Genomic DNA, 15,358 nt, shown 5'->3' with positions numbered 1-15,358 from the left:
ATGTAATAAATATTATCCTGTTCAATCCTTTAAGAGTTACCTGTGAGTGATATTATGGAGTTTCCCACAAAAAGGATGCGAAGATTGAGGAAGAGTCCACAGATACGTGACATTCTCCGAGAAACACGTCTGCACTCATCAGACATCATCTACCCCATTTTTGTGAGCGAAAAACTTGAAGGGGGTGAACCTGAGTCCATAGATACAATGCCTGGACAGTACAGGTACTCTGTGGATGATGCGGTCTCTGAGGCATCCAGACTTGAGGATGAGGGGCTTTCAGCTGTCCTTTTATTTGGCATGCCGTCCACCAAGGATGAGTTTGCCTCATCAGCATATGACCCTGACGGCGCTGTGCAGAGGACCGTGAGGAGGCTTAAGGAGGAGACGGAACTCGTTGTCATGACAGATGTCTGCCTCTGCCAGTACACAACCCATGGCCACTGCGGCATCGTCGTGGATGGGGAGGTGGTCAATGATGAAACCCTTGATGTCCTTGCAAGGATAGCCCTCTCCCATGCAGAGGCCGGTGCAGATGTGGTTGCCCCCTCAGATATGATGGATGGGCGTGTTGCAGCTATACGGCGGGCCCTGGATGATGCAGGATTCAGTGACACGCTGATAATGTCCTATGCCGTCAAGTATGCATCCGCATTCTATGCACCATTCCGTGACGCGGTTTCCTCAGCCCCAGCATTCGGTGACCGCAGATCATATCAGATGGACCCTGCAAATGTCAGCGAGGCCCTCATGGAGGCGGAACTTGACCTTAAGGAGGGCGCCGATATACTGATGGTGAAACCCGCCCTGGCATACCTGGATGTGATAGAGGCTGTGAAGGACAGATTCAGGGTCCCCCTTGCAGCCTACAATGTGAGCGGAGAGTATTCGATGCTGAGGGCGGCTATAGATAGCGGATACCTTACTGAAGAGGCGATATATGAGTCTATCCTGTCAATAAAACGTGCAGGCGCTGACCTTATAATCTCACACTTCGCACCGGAACTTCTGGGGGTGATCTAGTGGACCCCCTCTATGTTTCAAGAATAGCCCAGATAGCATCTGTACTGGAGGTTAGCGGCTATCCGAAACCTGGTAACGTCCACAGAACCCGAGACTTTGATGACATGGTCTATGAGGACTTCCTGGTGAGCGGGATAGTTATTGGGGATACCATGCATCTGGCCGCTAGAAGAGGTGTCGAGCTGAGGGATAGCCTGGATCTCTCAGCCATTGGACTGGGGGAACTCATACTGAGGGCTGTGGAGGATACCGGGAAATGGGTTTCCACCAACACAAACCTGGGTATAGTCATGCTCCTTACACCACTCTCAGCAGCCGCAGGAATGGTTGATGAGGGGGATTTGCAGGGGTTAAGGGAACAGGTGAACAGGTTAATACTTCAGACAACACCTGATGATGCTGTTAATCTCTACAGAGCCATTTCTGCTGCGAATCCAGGTGGTATGGGTGAACATGAAAGCCTCGATGTTAATGACCCTGAATCAGAGCAGAGGATACTTGATGAGAAAATCACACTCTTTGATACACTGAAGATGTCCTCTGAGTGGGACCTCATCGCAAGGGAACTCACATCGGGGATGCCAGTCACCTTCAATGTCGGGTTCCCGGTGTTCAAGGCGACGGTCAGGGAACATGGGATGAACCGGGCAGTTGTCCAGACATTCCTCACAATACTTGCAAGGTTCCCGGACACCCTCATAGCAAGGAAGTATGATGAAAAAATAGCCGAGGAGGTTTCAGAGGAGGCCGCTGAGATTGTTGATAGAGGCGGTGTGCTCACAGAGGCCGGGCTTAAACGTGTTGAAAGGTTTGACAGGAAACTCCACAGCAGAGGTTTAAACCCCGGCACAACAGCCGATCTTACAGCGTCATCCATAATGGTGGGGCTTCTTGATTATTATTCAGAACACAGATGAAAAACTGGATTAAGCAGTTTACGGAGGGAATCAATATGGATCCTGATAGGGTAATCGATCAGCTTCACATTTACGAGAAAAAGGTCCTGAAGGCATTTGAGGATTCAGATAAACCCCTTAAACCAGAGGAGATAGTAGAGTCACAGAATATGGATATAAAATCCGTGATGAGTGCGGCGGGCGCACTTGAATCAAGGGGATTTGTGAGGGTCATCAAGGAGGTAGAGGAAGTAGTATCACTCACAGATGACGGGAAGGTTTATGCAACCCAAGGCCTTCCAGAGAGGAGGGTCATCGATATCATCTCCGGGGAGGGGGAACTTGAGATGTCCGAACTCTCCAGAAGGGCAGGCCTTGATAAGGCTGAATCAGGGATCGCCATAGGCTGGCTTGTGAGAAAGGGATGGGCAAAGATAGCCGATGGGAAGGTTTCACCCACCCAGGAGAAACCCCCTGAGAGCGGAGATGACGAGAAACTCCTTAAAATGCTCCTTGATAAAGGGTCTATAAGGGCCGCGGAACTTCCTGAACACTTAAAGGGTGCCCTTAAGGACCTTGCAGGGAGAAAGGGTATTGTTGATATTAAAAAGGTCAGGAAGCACAGGATTGAACTCACACCCGGGGGCAGGAGACTCCTTGAGAGGGGTGTGGAGATCGCTGAGGAGGCTACCCAGGTCACCCACGAGCACCTGAAGACAGGCTCCTGGAGGAGGCTTCACTACAGGGGCTACAACATTGATGCAGAGTACCCTGTGGTTTACCCGGGTAAGATGCACCCGCTGAGGCGCATAATTGATGAGATAAGGCTCATATTCCTTAAACTGGGGTTTACGGAGTCCAGGGGCCCCCTTCTTGAATCAGCCTTCTGGAACTTTGACTGTCTCTTCCAGCCCCAGGACCACGCTGCAAGGGAGATGCAGGACACTTTCTACGTTAAAAATCCCCCGGTAACTGAACTCCCGGATGAGGATCTTGTGAGGGCTGTGCAGAGTGCCCATGAAACAGGGGGCTCCACTGGATCAGAGGGCTGGCAGTATGAATGGGACAGGGACGTTGCAATGCAGAGCGTACTCAGGACCCACACAACCTGTGTATCCGCCAGGTTCCTGAGGGAGAATGAACCACCCCTCAAGATGTTCTCTGTTGGGAGGGTTTTCAGGAGGGAGACCATAACCTACAAGCATCTGCCAGAGTTCCACCAGGTTGAGGGTATCGTCGCAGGGGAGGATGTTAACTTCAGAAACCTCCTGGGTATACTGAGGGAGTTTTACAGAAAACTGGGATTTGAGGTGAGGTTCAGGCCGGCTTACTTCCCCTACACCTACCTCTCAACAGAATGTGAAATATACCTCCCTGAGAAGAAGAGCTGGATAGAACTTGGAGGGGCAGGTATGTTCAGGCCTGAAGTCCTCGAACCGCTTGGTGTTGAGGTCCCTGTGGCTGCCTTTGGTCTGGGTATCGAGAGGCTTGCAATGATAAGATTTGATATAAAGGATATAAGGATGCTCTACCAGAGCGACCTTGGCTGGCTCAGGGGCCTTCCGGTGACGGATGATCTGAAACTTTAGATCTGCAGAGAAAATGATGGTTCAGAAGGTGTTCAGGAATCATGGTTTAGATCTGCAGAGAAAATGATGGTTCAGAAGGTGTTCAGGAATCATGGGGGGCTGAGGGGCGGTAATATTCACCTTGATCCAGCACCACCATCTCTATGAGCTTTTTATTTTCAAGTGAAAGGAGTACGTTGTACATGCGCCTTGTGCTGAGCCTGAGGGGACCATAGAGAAGGTGGCCCTCAAGGAGGTAACGGGGAACCGGTCCTCCGCCTCCGAGTTCCTTAATGGTCCTCAGGGTTTCCTCCTCTATCTGGTTCAGCTCAGCTTCCCTGACTTCGTCCTGATTTTCCATTACCTTCACATCTTCACCAGGGTTCCCGGCAGTTATCCTCCCGTTTTTTCTTGATATGAGTCCCTTTTTCTCAAGGCTTACTACTATGTCATGATACTCGTGTTCAGGGAGGTCAAGGTTCCTCTTAAGCATCTCCTCTGATACAGGGGCGTTGAGATCAAGCTGCATGTACCTTATTTCCCTGTAGACCATGTTCTCCTTTCTGGTTATAATCTTCAAGGGTTACCTCCTCTGTATGGATTATCTCTGATCAGAGGGGGATGGATGTGTGGAGTGTCCACACCATTCTCTGTATGGATTATCTCCGATCATGAAAGGGGAATCGTGTATTAACCTCTGCTGTACCTCTGAATCAGGAGGGTACCAGTATCTCCGCCGCAACCAGCCGGCAGATATCTGTTTTTGTTATCACACCCACAGGTTTATCGTCATCCATCACAAGGAGGCCTGAAATATCGGCCCTCAGCATGAGGTTGGCGGCGTCCTCTATGTTGTCGTCGGCTGAGATGGTTATAACCTCATCCACCATGATGTTACTCACCTTGAGGTCCCTCTCAGGGTGTTCGCTGTCGGGTTTTATTGATCCGAGGACCCCTATGAGGTCTGTGTAGGATACAACGCCAACAGGTTTACCGTCATCGTCAAGCACAAAGAGTCTTCTGACACCGTGTTTGTACATCTTTTCAAAGGCTTCAAGGGGCCTTGTCTCGGGGCTCACCGTTATTATTTCGGGGTTCATTGCTTCTTTAACTTTCATTGATAATCCCTCAAAAAACTCCACTGGATAATATTATGATGGGGCATCTTTTTATGTTTTGTTGTTCCATTGGCACTGTCCGGTGGCGGGATACCATGCATGCCCCTTGGAGTTGACGCTGCACCGGACCTTCATTCCGATGCATTTAAATATTCAGGTTAATTATTCATGTAATAACTGATTGTTCCATACAGACAATACTGCATGCCTTAAAAAAAGTTTAAATATGACTTTAGATTAATACTATAATAAATTCATATAAAATTACCTGTGGGGTAATAGCCATGATGAGAATAAGCATGTCTCTACCAAAAAAGCTCCTGAATGAGTTTGATGAAGTTTTAAGGGATCGTGGTTACCAGTCAAGGTCCAAGGGTATAAGGGATGCCCTGAAGGACTACATTGTCAGGTACCAGTGGATGAATGAAATGGAAGGAGAGCGAATCGGTATAATTGCAGTTATCTATGACCACCACTACACCGGGGTCATGGAGGATCTTGCGGATATCCAGCACGACTACCGTGAATACATCAATGCGGTTATGCATGTGCACATGACAGAGAAGCACTGCCTTGAGGTGATCGTTGTCAAGGGTGACGTTTCAAAGATCCGTGAACTCACAGAGAAGATGATGAGGCTCAAGGGTGTTGAACACGTAAGGCTCACAAGCACATCAACCGAACAGAAAGTGGAGCATGAACACTAGGCAAGGGTCGGATGAAATTCAGGGTCACAGCGTACCACCAGCACCTCCTGCGGGACCATGAACGCCTTTCAGCATTTTATGAGGCAATAGCCTCCGCTGCCCATGGACTCACATATGATCTTGGCGCTGGAAGCGGCGTCCTCTCATTCTTTGCATCAGAATACGCGGATCATGTCATTGCAATTGAAAGGGACCCAAGAATAGCGGCATGTGCATGGGAGAATCTCTCGGGTCTTGAGAATGTCACGGTCGTGAATGAGGATGCCCTGGAGTATGAATTCAAGGAGAGGGCAGATACAATCATCTGCGAAATGCTGGACACTGCACTGATAGATGAGGAGCAGGTCCCGGTTTTGAGGAGGGCCCTCAGATTCCTTAAGGATGGAGGTAACGTCATACCCGCCGCGGTTATAAATGCGGCGGAGCCTGTGATGATTAAGGGTGGAAGCATATCATATGATGAAAACATCAGAGCCCCCTCATCGGGCCCTCTATGTGTCTATGACAGGGTTGATTTCAGGGGGAGGATACCTGAAAAATTCAGAGGAACCCTGAAACTTTTGGCATCAGACTCCTTCAACGCCATAAGGATAACCTCCTTCACAGTCCCCGCAGAGAATATAATCTGTGGCCCAACACCCATGATGAACCCTCCACTCATCCTGCCCCTGGGGGATACCCTTGAAGCTGGCTATTTCAGGGTGAAGCTCTCATACAAAATGGGCGGTGGTCTTGATTCAGTTAAAGCAGAGCTTAAGTGACTTTCTGAAGGGCTGCAGCAGGCTCCTTATACTTACAGTTGGAAATGAAATGAGGTCCGACGATGGATTCGGACCATACCTTGCATCAATAATATCCAGGGATGTGATGGAAAGGGGCCATCTACTCATAAATGCAGGCACCGTCCCTGAAAATTTCACAGGAATGATAAGGTCAGAGAAGCCCAGCCACATAATCATAGTCGACGCGGTGGAGATGGGTAAAGAGCCAGGGACCATCATGCTGATTGATAGGGATAGAATATCAGATTACAGCATATCCACCCATGCCATGCCCCTTTCATTCCTGGTGAGGTACCTTGAGGAGCAGGGCGACTGCAGGATAACCCTGATAGGGGTTCAGCCAGAAAACCTTGAGTTTGGAATGGAACTATCTGAAGGGGTCAGGGGGGCTGCATATGAACTCAGAGATTTACTCCTCTCGGCAATCGATGAGGTATGCTGCGGGAAGACCCCCTATTTTAAACAAGATCCGGGCTCATAACCTCCCCCGTTAAGGGGTATTAAATTATTTATAATAGCTTCCCAAACAGTAAATCAGTTCTTGATTCTTTAAGTGATAACATGAGAATCCTATTCATTGGCTCAAGGCTGTTCAATGACGTTGCAGACTATGCCTCATCAAGGGGAATTACCACCATACTCTCAGAGTCAAACCCGGAGGCACCCAACCTTGAACTCGCAGACTCATACTTCATAGTGCCCCGTGGCATGGAGGCACCAATGGAAATTGCACTGAGGGAGGATGTTGACGCGGTTGTACCCCTCATAGGTGTCGACGGTCCCCTGAGGGACGTTGCCAGGCTTAAGATGGAACTTGAGGAGAGTTATGGGATTCCAGTGGTTGCCTCTGGCGAAAGGGCGGCGGAGATCTCCACAGATAAACTCAAAACCAAGGAGTTCTTCACTGAAAACGCTATAAACACACCGGCCTATGGTCTGATAGGGACTGCAGATGAAGTAAAGGGGTTTCCCACGGTCCTTAAGCAGAGGGAAGGACAGGGAGGCTCAAATATAAAGGTTGCATCTTCAGGTGCTGATGTGGAGGAATACCTCAGCTCCCATGACTCCGCAATCATGGAGAAATACATACAGGGAGTTGAGATCTCAGTGGAGGTCCTCCGCTGGGATGGGAAAACCTTCCCCCTTGTGGCTGTGGACAAGGGCCCCACAAGTATGGATGGACTGCACCCCCTGGGAAAGGTGAAGAGGGCCCCTGCAGTCATTGAGGGTTTCAATGGAGATGAGGCCCTTAAAATGGCCTCCAGAATAACTGAACTCCTTGGAGCTGAGGGGAACACGGATGTTGACATGATACTCTCCGATGACGGTATCCTTTATGCCATAGAGGTTAACACAAGGCCCAGTGGGACAAGGTACATCTCTGAGGCCGCCACAGGTATAAATCCAATGCACAGCCTTGTGGACATGGCAACCGGGGACTGGAATCCCCATAAACTTAAAAGAGAGGATTACAATGCGGTGGAGATACCTCTGGGCAATCCGGGGAATATTGAATCCCTAATGCCTGATGGGGTAAATTGGCTGCTGCACGGGCCTCAGAATCATGTGAGGCTCACAGCAGGGGCTGCGAATAGGGAGAAGCTTGATCTGATCATGAAGAGACTCAGGGTGATATGATGGAGATTGGGTTAACAGCATTCATTGTAAGTGCGGCTGCTTCGGCGGCTTTCACACTCTTTATAAGGAACGTTCTGAGAAGTGCAGGTATCGGGGACAGGCCAATAGTTACAGAGCACAGCCACAAGGCAGGTACACCCACAATGGGGGGCCTTGGCATGCTCCTCGCAGTGCTTCTTGTGACCATTATCTACCGCAACAACCCCTACCTTGTCCTCACAGCACTCATAATCCTCACAGCAGCCATTGTGGGACTCCTGGATGACCTCATTGGGCTTAAGGTCAGGGAGGTCCAGAGGATAATCAGGAACGTATCTGAAAGTCCCCTTGAGGTGGGGCAGCTGGTGCTGAAGCCAGGGGAAGAGGCAAGGGCAGCCACAGATAAGGCAAAAAGGGATGTTGAGGAGCTACTGGAGAGTGGTCTTGTTGAGGTGGTGGGTGAGGCACCCATAAAGAGCGAGGTGAGTGAGGGTGAGAAGATACTTGCCCAGCTCATGATAGGGGTGTTCCTGGTTCTTGGAGGATCATTCACCAAACTTGGAGGATTCAATCTGGGTATTGCAGCGGCACCCATTGTTATTGGGGGGATGGTGGGTGCGATCAACGCCGTCAACCTGATAGATGGTATGGATGGGATGGCCTCGGGGATAATGCTCATAGCCTCCCTATCCTGTGCACTGCTCCTGGGATTATCTGCAGCCGCTCTTCCGTTTCTGGTTCTTGCAGGAATCTCTGCAGGCTTTCTTGTATTCAACAGGCACCCAGCCAGCATATTCATGGGGGACACAGGTTCATTTGCCCTGGGGGCAGGTTATGCAACCGCGGTGATGCTCACAGATACGGTTTACTTCGGTGTTCTTGCCATAGCTGTACCTGTGGTCTCAGTTATAATCAGCCTCCTTCATCGTGCAGGGGTCATCAGACTGCCGGTGGAGCCACTGCACCACACACTCCACTACCGTGGAATGTCTGAAAGGATAATCGTGCTACTATACTGGCTGATAACCGCAGCGGTCTGCGGACTTGGACTCTACCTCAGTGGGTTCACGTTCTGATGGTGTATGGGGTGGACATTGTGGAACTCTCAAGATTGCTGTCCCCCTCATCAGAAATCTCAGAGGATGGTGGATAGGATGGACATCGAGGAAATCGCAGGAAGGATTTCAGGAAAACTCCTGGGAAATGGCGGGGAGTTCAGGGGTAAATTCACAACCCTGGGGGCTGCAGAGGAAGGTGACATTGTTATAAGGCACTGGATTGACGATAGGGGGATCCAGATTGCCTCAGAAAGGGGTGTTGCAGCCATAATAACCCAGGATTTGAGGTCCGATGCCTCAAAGGTTCTTGATGTCCCCATCATCCTTGTGGATCGTATTGAAATCGCAAATGCCCTTGCACTATCATGGACGATAAACAGGTTTGCATCTTCCTCCAGGAGGATAGCTGTAACAGGTACCAACGGGAAATCAACCACCACCCACATGATCAACCACATCATAACCACAGCCGGCAGGTCATCCTACACCAATACAGATTCAAGGTCCGAGTTCAACACCCTCATCGACCCTGTAGTCGCGCAGCATATAGCAGAGGCCGCCAGCAGGGAGCAGCTGGAATTCATGGTCATCGAGGTTTCAGAGGTTCAGGGCTGGCTTGGAAGGGTTATGAGGGACCACGCCCAACTCATGACCTCAGCAATACAGCCAGAGATGGTTGTCATAACCAACGTTGCTATGGACCACATAGGACTGGTTGAATCGGTGGATGACGTCTTCAGGGAGGTTTCAGGAGCCCTCAGGGCGATGGATTCAGGGGTTGCTGTACTGAACTCTGATGATGAGAGGGTCAGGGCAATGGCAGATATCAACCCCCTCCTCAGGACGGTCTTCTATGGATCCCATGGACCTGTGAGGTACACTGGGAATGGGATCCACTGCGGAGATGATCTTATAATTCAGACAGATGAACTCCCATTCACAGGTGAACACTTCATACAGAACACCCTTGCAGCGATCACAGCAGCACTGGAACTGGGATTCTCATATGAGGATGTGAGGAGGGGTGTTGAAACTTACAGGGCACTTAAAAGGAGATTCACCCATCTCATGGATAATCCCAGGGTCATCGATGACTTCGCCCACAACCCAGACGGCATAAGGGCAACGGTCAGAAGCGCAGCCTGTGACCTCAAGGGGAGACTGTGGGTCGTGAATGCCATCAGGGGATCCAGGGGAGAGGACATCAACATCATGAATGCGGAGGCCCTGGCAGAGTCACTGAAGGACCTTGATGTGGAGCTCATAGTAACATCAAGCAGCGACCTTGTTGATGAGCAGAACAGGGTACTTGAAAACGAGAGGAGGGTCTTCCTGCATGTCCTGGATGAGAACGGGATAGGGTATACCCATATTGAAAATCTGAGGGACGCACTCAGAAGAGTCCTGGAAAATGCAGAACCCTCTGACACGGTTCTCCTCCTTGGTGCCCAGGGAATGGACCCTGCAGCGGATGTTATAGGAGATTTAACCCGTAAAAGCTCCTGAATTAACTTTTCAGGGGCGCTGGATATTTTGTCAGCATCTCAATCAGCACCATCTCCTGCTGCTCAATCTTTATAAACCCTTACATGGCTGCCTTGCAGTTTGTACTTGATGGTGGTTACTCGCCGTTGCTCAATCTTTATAAACCTTGAGCCAAGAATTAATATTCAGTAACTGTAAGAAACTGCAGTTTAAAGGTGAAGTGTAATGCTCATAAAGATCAGAAGGGACACGCTTGTGATACTCCTCCTGGCATTCATACTCATCCTGTCGGGGCGCGTGATGACATACCTTGCCTATGCCTCATCGATGGAGGATGAGGGGGGAGTTCCAATATCTGGTGTCATAGTGAAGGGTAACGATATAGTCCCACTCTCATCCATAAAGACCAACGTGTATGCTGCTGGATTCAGACCGGGGAGCTACATAAAGGGGGATATACTCGTAACATCCAAGAGGAAGGTTCCGCTGAGCGAGGCAATAGAAAACGCGGAGAAATTTGTTAAAAGAACAACAATTCCAGGTACACGTGTCACGCCAATAGCGGCTGCAGATGTGAAGGTGGACACCAGAACGGGTATAGTGACTGTCAATGTCATTGAGGACTTTTCAACAGTTAAAATCACTAACAGAACAGGAGGGTAACCGGTGCATAAAATTTCAAGGCTAATCGCCCTTATATTCATATTCAACCTTCTCATAGGTCCTGTATCCGCCACGATGAACGTCATCGTAATCACGGACCCCAACGGCGCAGATCCCAACGGCGCAGCAGCAGGGAGTATGTCATTTGCACAGAACATGTTCCAGTCCACATTTCTCATGTCCAAGGAGAAACGATTCGCTGTACTCTCAGGGGGTGAAGGTGCGTCCATACCAAGGCTCATGGCGATAATGGATGTTATAAACCGCCTTGAGAATGGGGCCACAGCTGCGGAGGCTGCATCAGCAGCCAACAGTTACCCGGGGATCAGGGTAATGTGTGGAGGCCCGGGTATAGGTGCGGCGGTTGGCGGATCCTTCGATGCCTATGTGGTTATCGTGGAGGATGATGGTACAATAACGGTGACACCATACTCAGGCGGGCTTGCTGTCCTCCCACCAGGGAAGAAGGGTGCAATAATACACCTCAGGAACACACATGGTAACCCCAAGTATGGTACCGCAACGAGGGTGCGCCAGGAGACAGCGGTGAACATAGGTAAGATGATAAGGGATGGTTACCCAGCCACCTACATAGTTGGGAAGGTCTTCGAGGAGGTGGCAAAGGACGCCGGTGAAAAATACGGTGGTGGTGCAGTGAACCTCGATTCAGGGGTATCCACAGGGGACATGTTCACCCCTGAGAACCTCAATGAGACGGGTTATCCAATGGATGAGCCCTACGTCAAGGTATGCGATGAGTGCGGATGGAGCATAGGTTACCCTGCAGCCGAAAGCTATCAGGTCTGCCCGATTGATGGAAGTAAACTCAGGGTGATCTATGCATACGAAGCCCTTAAGGACGCCATAACAGTGACCAACGGCTCTGTTTCAGTTTCAGTGTACGGAACAGAGGAGGCAGGTGTTGTGCAGACCACTCAGGAGATTGTGAGGGCCTCAGTCAGAAAGAATGGTTACAGTGCAGAGGCCATAGCAAGATCCATAAACAGGGCAATAAAGAACGGATTCCTTGTGGGCGTGAACTACGTTGAACCCAAGGATATAAATGTTAAACCAAGTTCAAGGGCGGTTGGTGTCTACTACACACCACTACCAGACGATCGGACAGCACCACCAATGGAGCTGCCTGTAAGTTCAAATCTTCTGGATCTCCTGGGCAACATACAGACCGCCCTGGGCTTTGTGATGGTACTCCTGGTACTCTTCAGGAGCAGCCTGATAAGTTCATTCAGAAGGGTTTAAATCCATTAAAAAGTGGTTAATGTGTCTCTAATAATATTAAGGGCTGATAGCAGAGATAAGATCCTGAATGCCCTTGCGGATCTTGAAAGACATGCTGGCCTGAGGGTAAGGGGCAGGCCCCGAATAATGAAACATGAAATCGCAGATAAAATGGCAGCATCCATACTTGGAGGTAACCTCAGGACCAGATCCAGGGTTGCAGCCGCAGTTGAGGTTGAGGAGGGTGATACAGAGACCATAATGGCTGTGAGGAGGATACATCCACCGGCCCACATAATTGTTGTGAGCAGCGAATATGATGAATATGAGGACCTCAGGGAAATGTTCGGCACTCTGAAGGTCCTCAAGGGTTATTATTCATATAAAAAGAGGTGAGTGTCCACAGGGGGAATCATTCAACCCCTTTTTATTCTTGCTATATCACCTATGGTTGCTCCGCGGAACCCTCCAACCTCAATCCTTTCCTCTTCACCGGCCTCGAATTTCTCCAGGATCTTTATTTTAAGGAGCTTCTCGAGTTTCCTTGCAAGTTTGATGTCGGGTTCCATTCTCTCAGATTCAATCCTGTTTATGACTGAGACCTTCTCATTGATTCTCTCTGCGAGATCCTCCCTTGACCATCCCCGGGACTCTCTCTCAGCCCTTATGATCTCACCGTAACCCTCAACAACCTCATATAGGGTTTCCATTGGCCTCCTTGACCTCTTAGGGGCTCTCCTAACACCCGCCTTGGTGGGTCTTGGTCTGGAAGGTTCCCTGATGATTTTACCGAACTTAGAGCATTCTCTGCATACATCCATCACTGAACTGTCGATTTTGGTCTTCACAGGTTTTCCAACAATCTTTTTGCCGCAAATCTCGCATCTCATGAAGATCCCTTTTTATTTTATACTAGTTTTATCCCACCCCAATATTTAAATATTACTAGAAACAAGATAGTATACAACAAAATTTAAATAGGAGTGTTCTAAAATCATGGAAAATAACTCCCAGAATGTATTAAAAAAGATTGAGGACCTCAAAAAAGAAATTAGAATGCTTAAAGAGGAGAATTCAAAGACAAAAAGGAATCTGATGTGGAAGATCAGAAAGCTTGAGAAGGATAAACTTTTAATTGAAAATGAGAAGACAAGGCTTGACAGGGAGGTTAAATCTCTCCGTGGTGAGATTGAAAGATTCAGAACCCCGCCACTGGTCATAGCCACCATCACAGAGGTTCTTGATGATCACAGGGTCGCAGTTAAGAGCAGCACAGGCCCTCACTTCGTAATAAACTATTCAAGATTCATTGATAAGAAGCAGCTGGAGCCAGGTGCCAGGGTTGCACTCAACCAGCAGACATTCAGCATAGTGGATGTGCTTCCATCAGAGAAGGACCCCGTGGTAACGGGTATGGAAGTTGAAGAAAAACCGGACGTCTCCTATGAGCAGATAGGTGGCCTCGAGGAACAGGTACGTGAGGTCAAGGAGACAGTGGAATTACCACTTAAAAAACCTGAACTATTTGAGAAGATAGGTATAGAACCACCAAAGGGTGTACTGCTCTACGGACCCCCGGGTACAGGTAAAACACTCCTTGCAAAGGCCGTTGCACATGAAACCAACGCCACCTTCATAAAGATAGTTGCATCAGAGTTCGTCAGAAAGTACATAGGTGAAGGTGCAAGGCTGGTGAGGGGAGTCTTTGAGCTGGCCAAGGAGAAGGCCCCCAGCATAATATTCATAGATGAAATTGACGCTGTGGCAGCCAAGAGACTTAAGAGTTCAACAAGCGGGGACAGGGAGGTTCAGAGGACACTGATGCAGCTCCTTGCAGAGCTTGATGGCTTTGAATCCAGGGGTAATGTTGGTATAGTCGCTGCAACCAACAGGCCTGACATCCTGGATCCTGCACTTCTCCGCCCTGGAAGATTTGACAGGTTCATTGAGGTTCCACTGCCAAATGAGGACGGCAGGAGGGAGATCCTCAAGATACACACATCTGGAATGGCCCTTGCAGAGGAAGTTGACATTGAACTCCTTGCAAGGATCACAGACGGTGCATCCGGCGCGGACCTCAAGGCGATATGTACAGAGGCAGGTATGTTCGCCATAAGGGAGGAACGTGATGAGGTCACAATGAATGACTTCATGGACGCCGTTGATAAGATAATGGGTGTTGAGAAGGAAGAGGAATACAAGCAGGAAACCGGCGTGATGTTCGGCTAAACACACCGCAGCCTGTGATGAACCCTATGAGCTCTGAATAGGTGATGAATGATGGGCGATCTGAGGCTGTAATCCTATTATTTTTTTCTGAGATTAATTGATTATCAACTGGATTTCTTCCAGAGTAAGGCTTAGTTTTAGGATCTTCAGTTAGACTTCCTCCCAGAGGTCTGAAAGCACGGCTTTTCTATCGGTCATTACGAGTTTCGGTATCTTCCCCACCGTGCCTGCATGCTCACCCACCACAATCATAACCCCTCTGAAGTGCTCACGAAAGTCATCAGCCCTCTCAAGCGCGCTCTCAACCGCGGATCTATCATCGGGGCCATCCGCACTGTTGGCTATTGAGGTTGCAAGGGCATCTGCGGTGCTGGCCTCAGATGCGAATACCGTCACAGAGTCGGCCCTGCCAAAGCTTATGGAGTGACCCACTGTACCAGAGGACGTGCATATACCCCTGGGGGAACCTGGCTTCAGGAGAAAACCCACGGTCCCTGAAAGTGATGATGAACCGGCATAAAGTCCCACGGTAACCTTACGGTTGTTCACGAGGGCGATGTCCCCGCCATTGTCCACTATACTGCACCTGGAGCCTAGGCCCATGAGGTGCATGAGGGATAGCTGGGCTATTGTTCCCGCCACAGCAGCCATTGGTCCCACATCAGCCTTCCCTGATGCACGGGACATCATTCTCACTATAAGGGGCCCCTCACTCACATGGATGGGTTCAAGGGATGTTAAAAACTCGTGATTTCTCTGTATATGACCTATGAGTTTCATTCTCTCCCCCAAAATGAAACCAGCAACTCCATGGTCCTCGATATCGGTTCTGAGCCTTATATGGGTTTCCCCGATGTTTATATTCTCCGCTGTCATTTAATCAGTGCCCCTCTTCTATGCTCAATTCCTGAAGTTCTTTTCTGAACCAACCATTAGATATAAAAACACATGCAAACAATTATGTACAGTGAAG

General features: G+C 49.3%; 17 protein-coding genes. 13 read left to right on the top strand and 4 right to left on the bottom strand.

Translation table 11 applies throughout. The features are described 5' to 3' along the window. The first annotated feature begins 54 nt into the window (after window positions 1-54). The 3 genes from hemB to pheS are packed head-to-tail and all read left to right on the top strand — an operon-like array spanning window position 55 to window position 3,508. Window positions 55-1,023, top strand: coding sequence for a porphobilinogen synthase (hemB, locus tag MTBMA_RS05555; protein ID WP_013295955.1), 969 nt, complete (start codon window positions 55-57; stop codon window positions 1,021-1,023). Beyond that, entirely contained in the window at window positions 1,023-1,940 is a 918-nt protein-coding gene (locus MTBMA_RS05550) for a triphosphoribosyl-dephospho-CoA synthase (protein ID WP_013295954.1), read from the top strand. Before hemB ends, MTBMA_RS05550 begins: the two co-directional genes overlap by 1 nt. A 35-nt stretch (window positions 1,941-1,975) precedes the next feature. Continuing rightward, on the top strand, window positions 1,976-3,508 hold the full coding sequence (gene pheS, locus MTBMA_RS05545) for a phenylalanine--tRNA ligase subunit alpha (RefSeq protein ID WP_013295953.1): 1,533 nt from the start codon (window positions 1,976-1,978) through the stop codon (window positions 3,506-3,508). Between the two features lie 82 nt (window positions 3,509-3,590). Here pheS and MTBMA_RS05540 read toward each other — a convergent pair whose 3' ends face one another. Together MTBMA_RS05540 and MTBMA_RS05535 are read right to left on the bottom strand one after the other, a co-directional pair. Next, the gene (locus MTBMA_RS05540; RefSeq protein ID WP_013295952.1) at window positions 3,591-4,067 is read right to left on the bottom strand and encodes a hypothetical protein; all 477 of its coding nucleotides are present in this window, start codon (window positions 4,065-4,067) and stop codon (window positions 3,591-3,593) included. Between the two features lie 133 nt (window positions 4,068-4,200). Further along, on the bottom strand, window positions 4,201-4,605 hold the full coding sequence (locus MTBMA_RS05535) for a CBS domain-containing protein (protein WP_013295951.1): 405 nt from the start codon (window positions 4,603-4,605) through the stop codon (window positions 4,201-4,203). Between the two features lie 284 nt (window positions 4,606-4,889). Here MTBMA_RS05535 and nikR point away from each other — a divergent pair, with 284 nt between their 5' ends. The 9 genes from nikR to MTBMA_RS05490 all read left to right on the top strand — a co-directional run bounded on the left by nikR (window position 4,890) and on the right by MTBMA_RS05490 (window position 12,552). Beyond that, window positions 4,890-5,312 carry a nickel-responsive transcriptional regulator NikR gene (gene nikR, locus MTBMA_RS05530; protein ID WP_013295950.1) on the top strand — a complete coding sequence of 141 codons (423 nt, stop codon included), beginning with the start codon at window positions 4,890-4,892 and terminating at the stop codon, window positions 5,310-5,312. Window positions 5,313-5,323: 11 nt separating this feature from the next. Then, complete coding sequence (locus MTBMA_RS05525) at window positions 5,324-6,073, top strand: methyltransferase domain-containing protein (RefSeq protein WP_013295949.1); 750 nt, start codon at window positions 5,324-5,326, stop codon at window positions 6,071-6,073. Further along, complete coding sequence (gene hycI, locus MTBMA_RS05520; RefSeq protein WP_147671792.1) at window positions 6,039-6,575, top strand: hydrogenase maturation peptidase HycI; 537 nt, start codon at window positions 6,039-6,041, stop codon at window positions 6,573-6,575. The genes MTBMA_RS05525 and hycI overlap by 35 nt, the downstream gene beginning before the upstream one ends. An 80-nt stretch (window positions 6,576-6,655) precedes the next feature. Then, window positions 6,656-7,732 (top strand): ATP-grasp domain-containing protein, encoded by a 1,077-nt coding sequence (locus MTBMA_RS05515; RefSeq protein WP_013295947.1) that lies wholly within the window; start codon window positions 6,656-6,658, stop codon window positions 7,730-7,732. Continuing rightward, window positions 7,729-8,787 (top strand): glycosyltransferase family 4 protein, encoded by a 1,059-nt coding sequence (locus MTBMA_RS05510; RefSeq protein WP_048901211.1) that lies wholly within the window; start codon window positions 7,729-7,731, stop codon window positions 8,785-8,787. The genes MTBMA_RS05515 and MTBMA_RS05510 overlap by 4 nt, the downstream gene beginning before the upstream one ends. A gap of 78 nt (window positions 8,788-8,865) precedes the next feature. Then, window positions 8,866-10,275 (top strand): Mur ligase family protein, encoded by a 1,410-nt coding sequence (locus tag MTBMA_RS05505; RefSeq protein WP_013295945.1) that lies wholly within the window; start codon window positions 8,866-8,868, stop codon window positions 10,273-10,275. A 204-nt stretch (window positions 10,276-10,479) separates the two neighbouring features. Further along, a complete protein-coding gene (locus tag MTBMA_RS05500; RefSeq protein WP_013295944.1) occupies window positions 10,480-10,917 on the top strand; it encodes a hypothetical protein in 438 nt (145 codons plus the stop codon). Window positions 10,918-10,992: 75 nt separating this feature from the next. Then, complete coding sequence (locus MTBMA_RS05495) at window positions 10,993-12,177, top strand: hypothetical protein (protein WP_148215618.1); 1,185 nt, start codon at window positions 10,993-10,995, stop codon at window positions 12,175-12,177. A 21-nt stretch (window positions 12,178-12,198) separates the two neighbouring features. After that, the gene (locus MTBMA_RS05490; protein WP_013295942.1) at window positions 12,199-12,552 is read left to right on the top strand and encodes a DUF356 domain-containing protein; all 354 of its coding nucleotides are present in this window, start codon (window positions 12,199-12,201) and stop codon (window positions 12,550-12,552) included. Window positions 12,553-12,572: 20 nt separating this feature from the next. On the opposite strand, the gene MTBMA_RS05485 is transcribed toward MTBMA_RS05490, so the two are convergent. Beyond that, entirely contained in the window at window positions 12,573-13,046 is a 474-nt protein-coding gene (locus tag MTBMA_RS05485; protein ID WP_013295941.1) for a multiprotein bridging factor aMBF1, read from the bottom strand. Window positions 13,047-13,152: 106 nt separating this feature from the next. Between MTBMA_RS05485 and MTBMA_RS05480 the strand changes: the two genes are divergently transcribed. Beyond that, the gene (locus MTBMA_RS05480) at window positions 13,153-14,385 is read left to right on the top strand and encodes a proteasome-activating nucleotidase (RefSeq protein WP_013295940.1); all 1,233 of its coding nucleotides are present in this window, start codon (window positions 13,153-13,155) and stop codon (window positions 14,383-14,385) included. 150 nt (window positions 14,386-14,535) lie between these two features. On the opposite strand, the gene MTBMA_RS05475 is transcribed toward MTBMA_RS05480, so the two are convergent. Further along, window positions 14,536-15,261 (bottom strand): UPF0280 family protein, encoded by a 726-nt coding sequence (locus tag MTBMA_RS05475; protein WP_013295939.1) that lies wholly within the window; start codon window positions 15,259-15,261, stop codon window positions 14,536-14,538. Between the last annotated feature and the right edge of the window lie 97 nt (window positions 15,262-15,358).

The sequence above is a fragment of the Methanothermobacter marburgensis str. Marburg genome (genome assembly GCF_000145295.1).
Classification (GTDB): domain Archaea; phylum Methanobacteriota; class Methanobacteria; order Methanobacteriales; family Methanothermobacteraceae; genus Methanothermobacter; species Methanothermobacter marburgensis.
This window is presented reverse-complemented; position numbering and strand designations above follow the sequence as displayed.

Bases quoted from the DNA above. Each gene is read 5' to 3' on its own strand.
- hemB (WP_013295955.1), top strand. From the start codon at position 55: ATGGAGTTTCCCACAAAAAGGATGCGAAGATTGAGGAAGAGTCCACAG.
- pheS (WP_013295953.1), top strand. From the start codon at position 1,976: ATGGATCCTGATAGGGTAATCGATCAGCTTCACATTTACGAGAAAAAG.
- MTBMA_RS05535 (WP_013295951.1), bottom strand. From the start codon at position 4,605: ATGAAAGTTAAAGAAGCAATGAACCCCGAAATAATAACGGTGAGCCCC.
- nikR (WP_013295950.1), top strand. From the start codon at position 4,890: ATGATGAGAATAAGCATGTCTCTACCAAAAAAGCTCCTGAATGAGTTT.
- MTBMA_RS05525 (WP_013295949.1), top strand. From the start codon at position 5,324: ATGAAATTCAGGGTCACAGCGTACCACCAGCACCTCCTGCGGGACCAT.
- MTBMA_RS05515 (WP_013295947.1), top strand. From the start codon at position 6,656: ATGAGAATCCTATTCATTGGCTCAAGGCTGTTCAATGACGTTGCAGAC.
- MTBMA_RS05510 (WP_048901211.1), top strand. From the start codon at position 7,729: ATGATGGAGATTGGGTTAACAGCATTCATTGTAAGTGCGGCTGCTTCG.
- MTBMA_RS05505 (WP_013295945.1), top strand. From the start codon at position 8,866: ATGGACATCGAGGAAATCGCAGGAAGGATTTCAGGAAAACTCCTGGGA.
- MTBMA_RS05500 (WP_013295944.1), top strand. From the start codon at position 10,480: ATGCTCATAAAGATCAGAAGGGACACGCTTGTGATACTCCTCCTGGCA.
- MTBMA_RS05495 (WP_148215618.1), top strand. From the start codon at position 10,993: ATGAACGTCATCGTAATCACGGACCCCAACGGCGCAGATCCCAACGGC.
- MTBMA_RS05485 (WP_013295941.1), bottom strand. From the start codon at position 13,046: ATGAGATGCGAGATTTGCGGCAAAAAGATTGTTGGAAAACCTGTGAAG.
- MTBMA_RS05480 (WP_013295940.1), top strand. From the start codon at position 13,153: ATGGAAAATAACTCCCAGAATGTATTAAAAAAGATTGAGGACCTCAAA.
- MTBMA_RS05475 (WP_013295939.1), bottom strand. From the start codon at position 15,261: ATGACAGCGGAGAATATAAACATCGGGGAAACCCATATAAGGCTCAGA.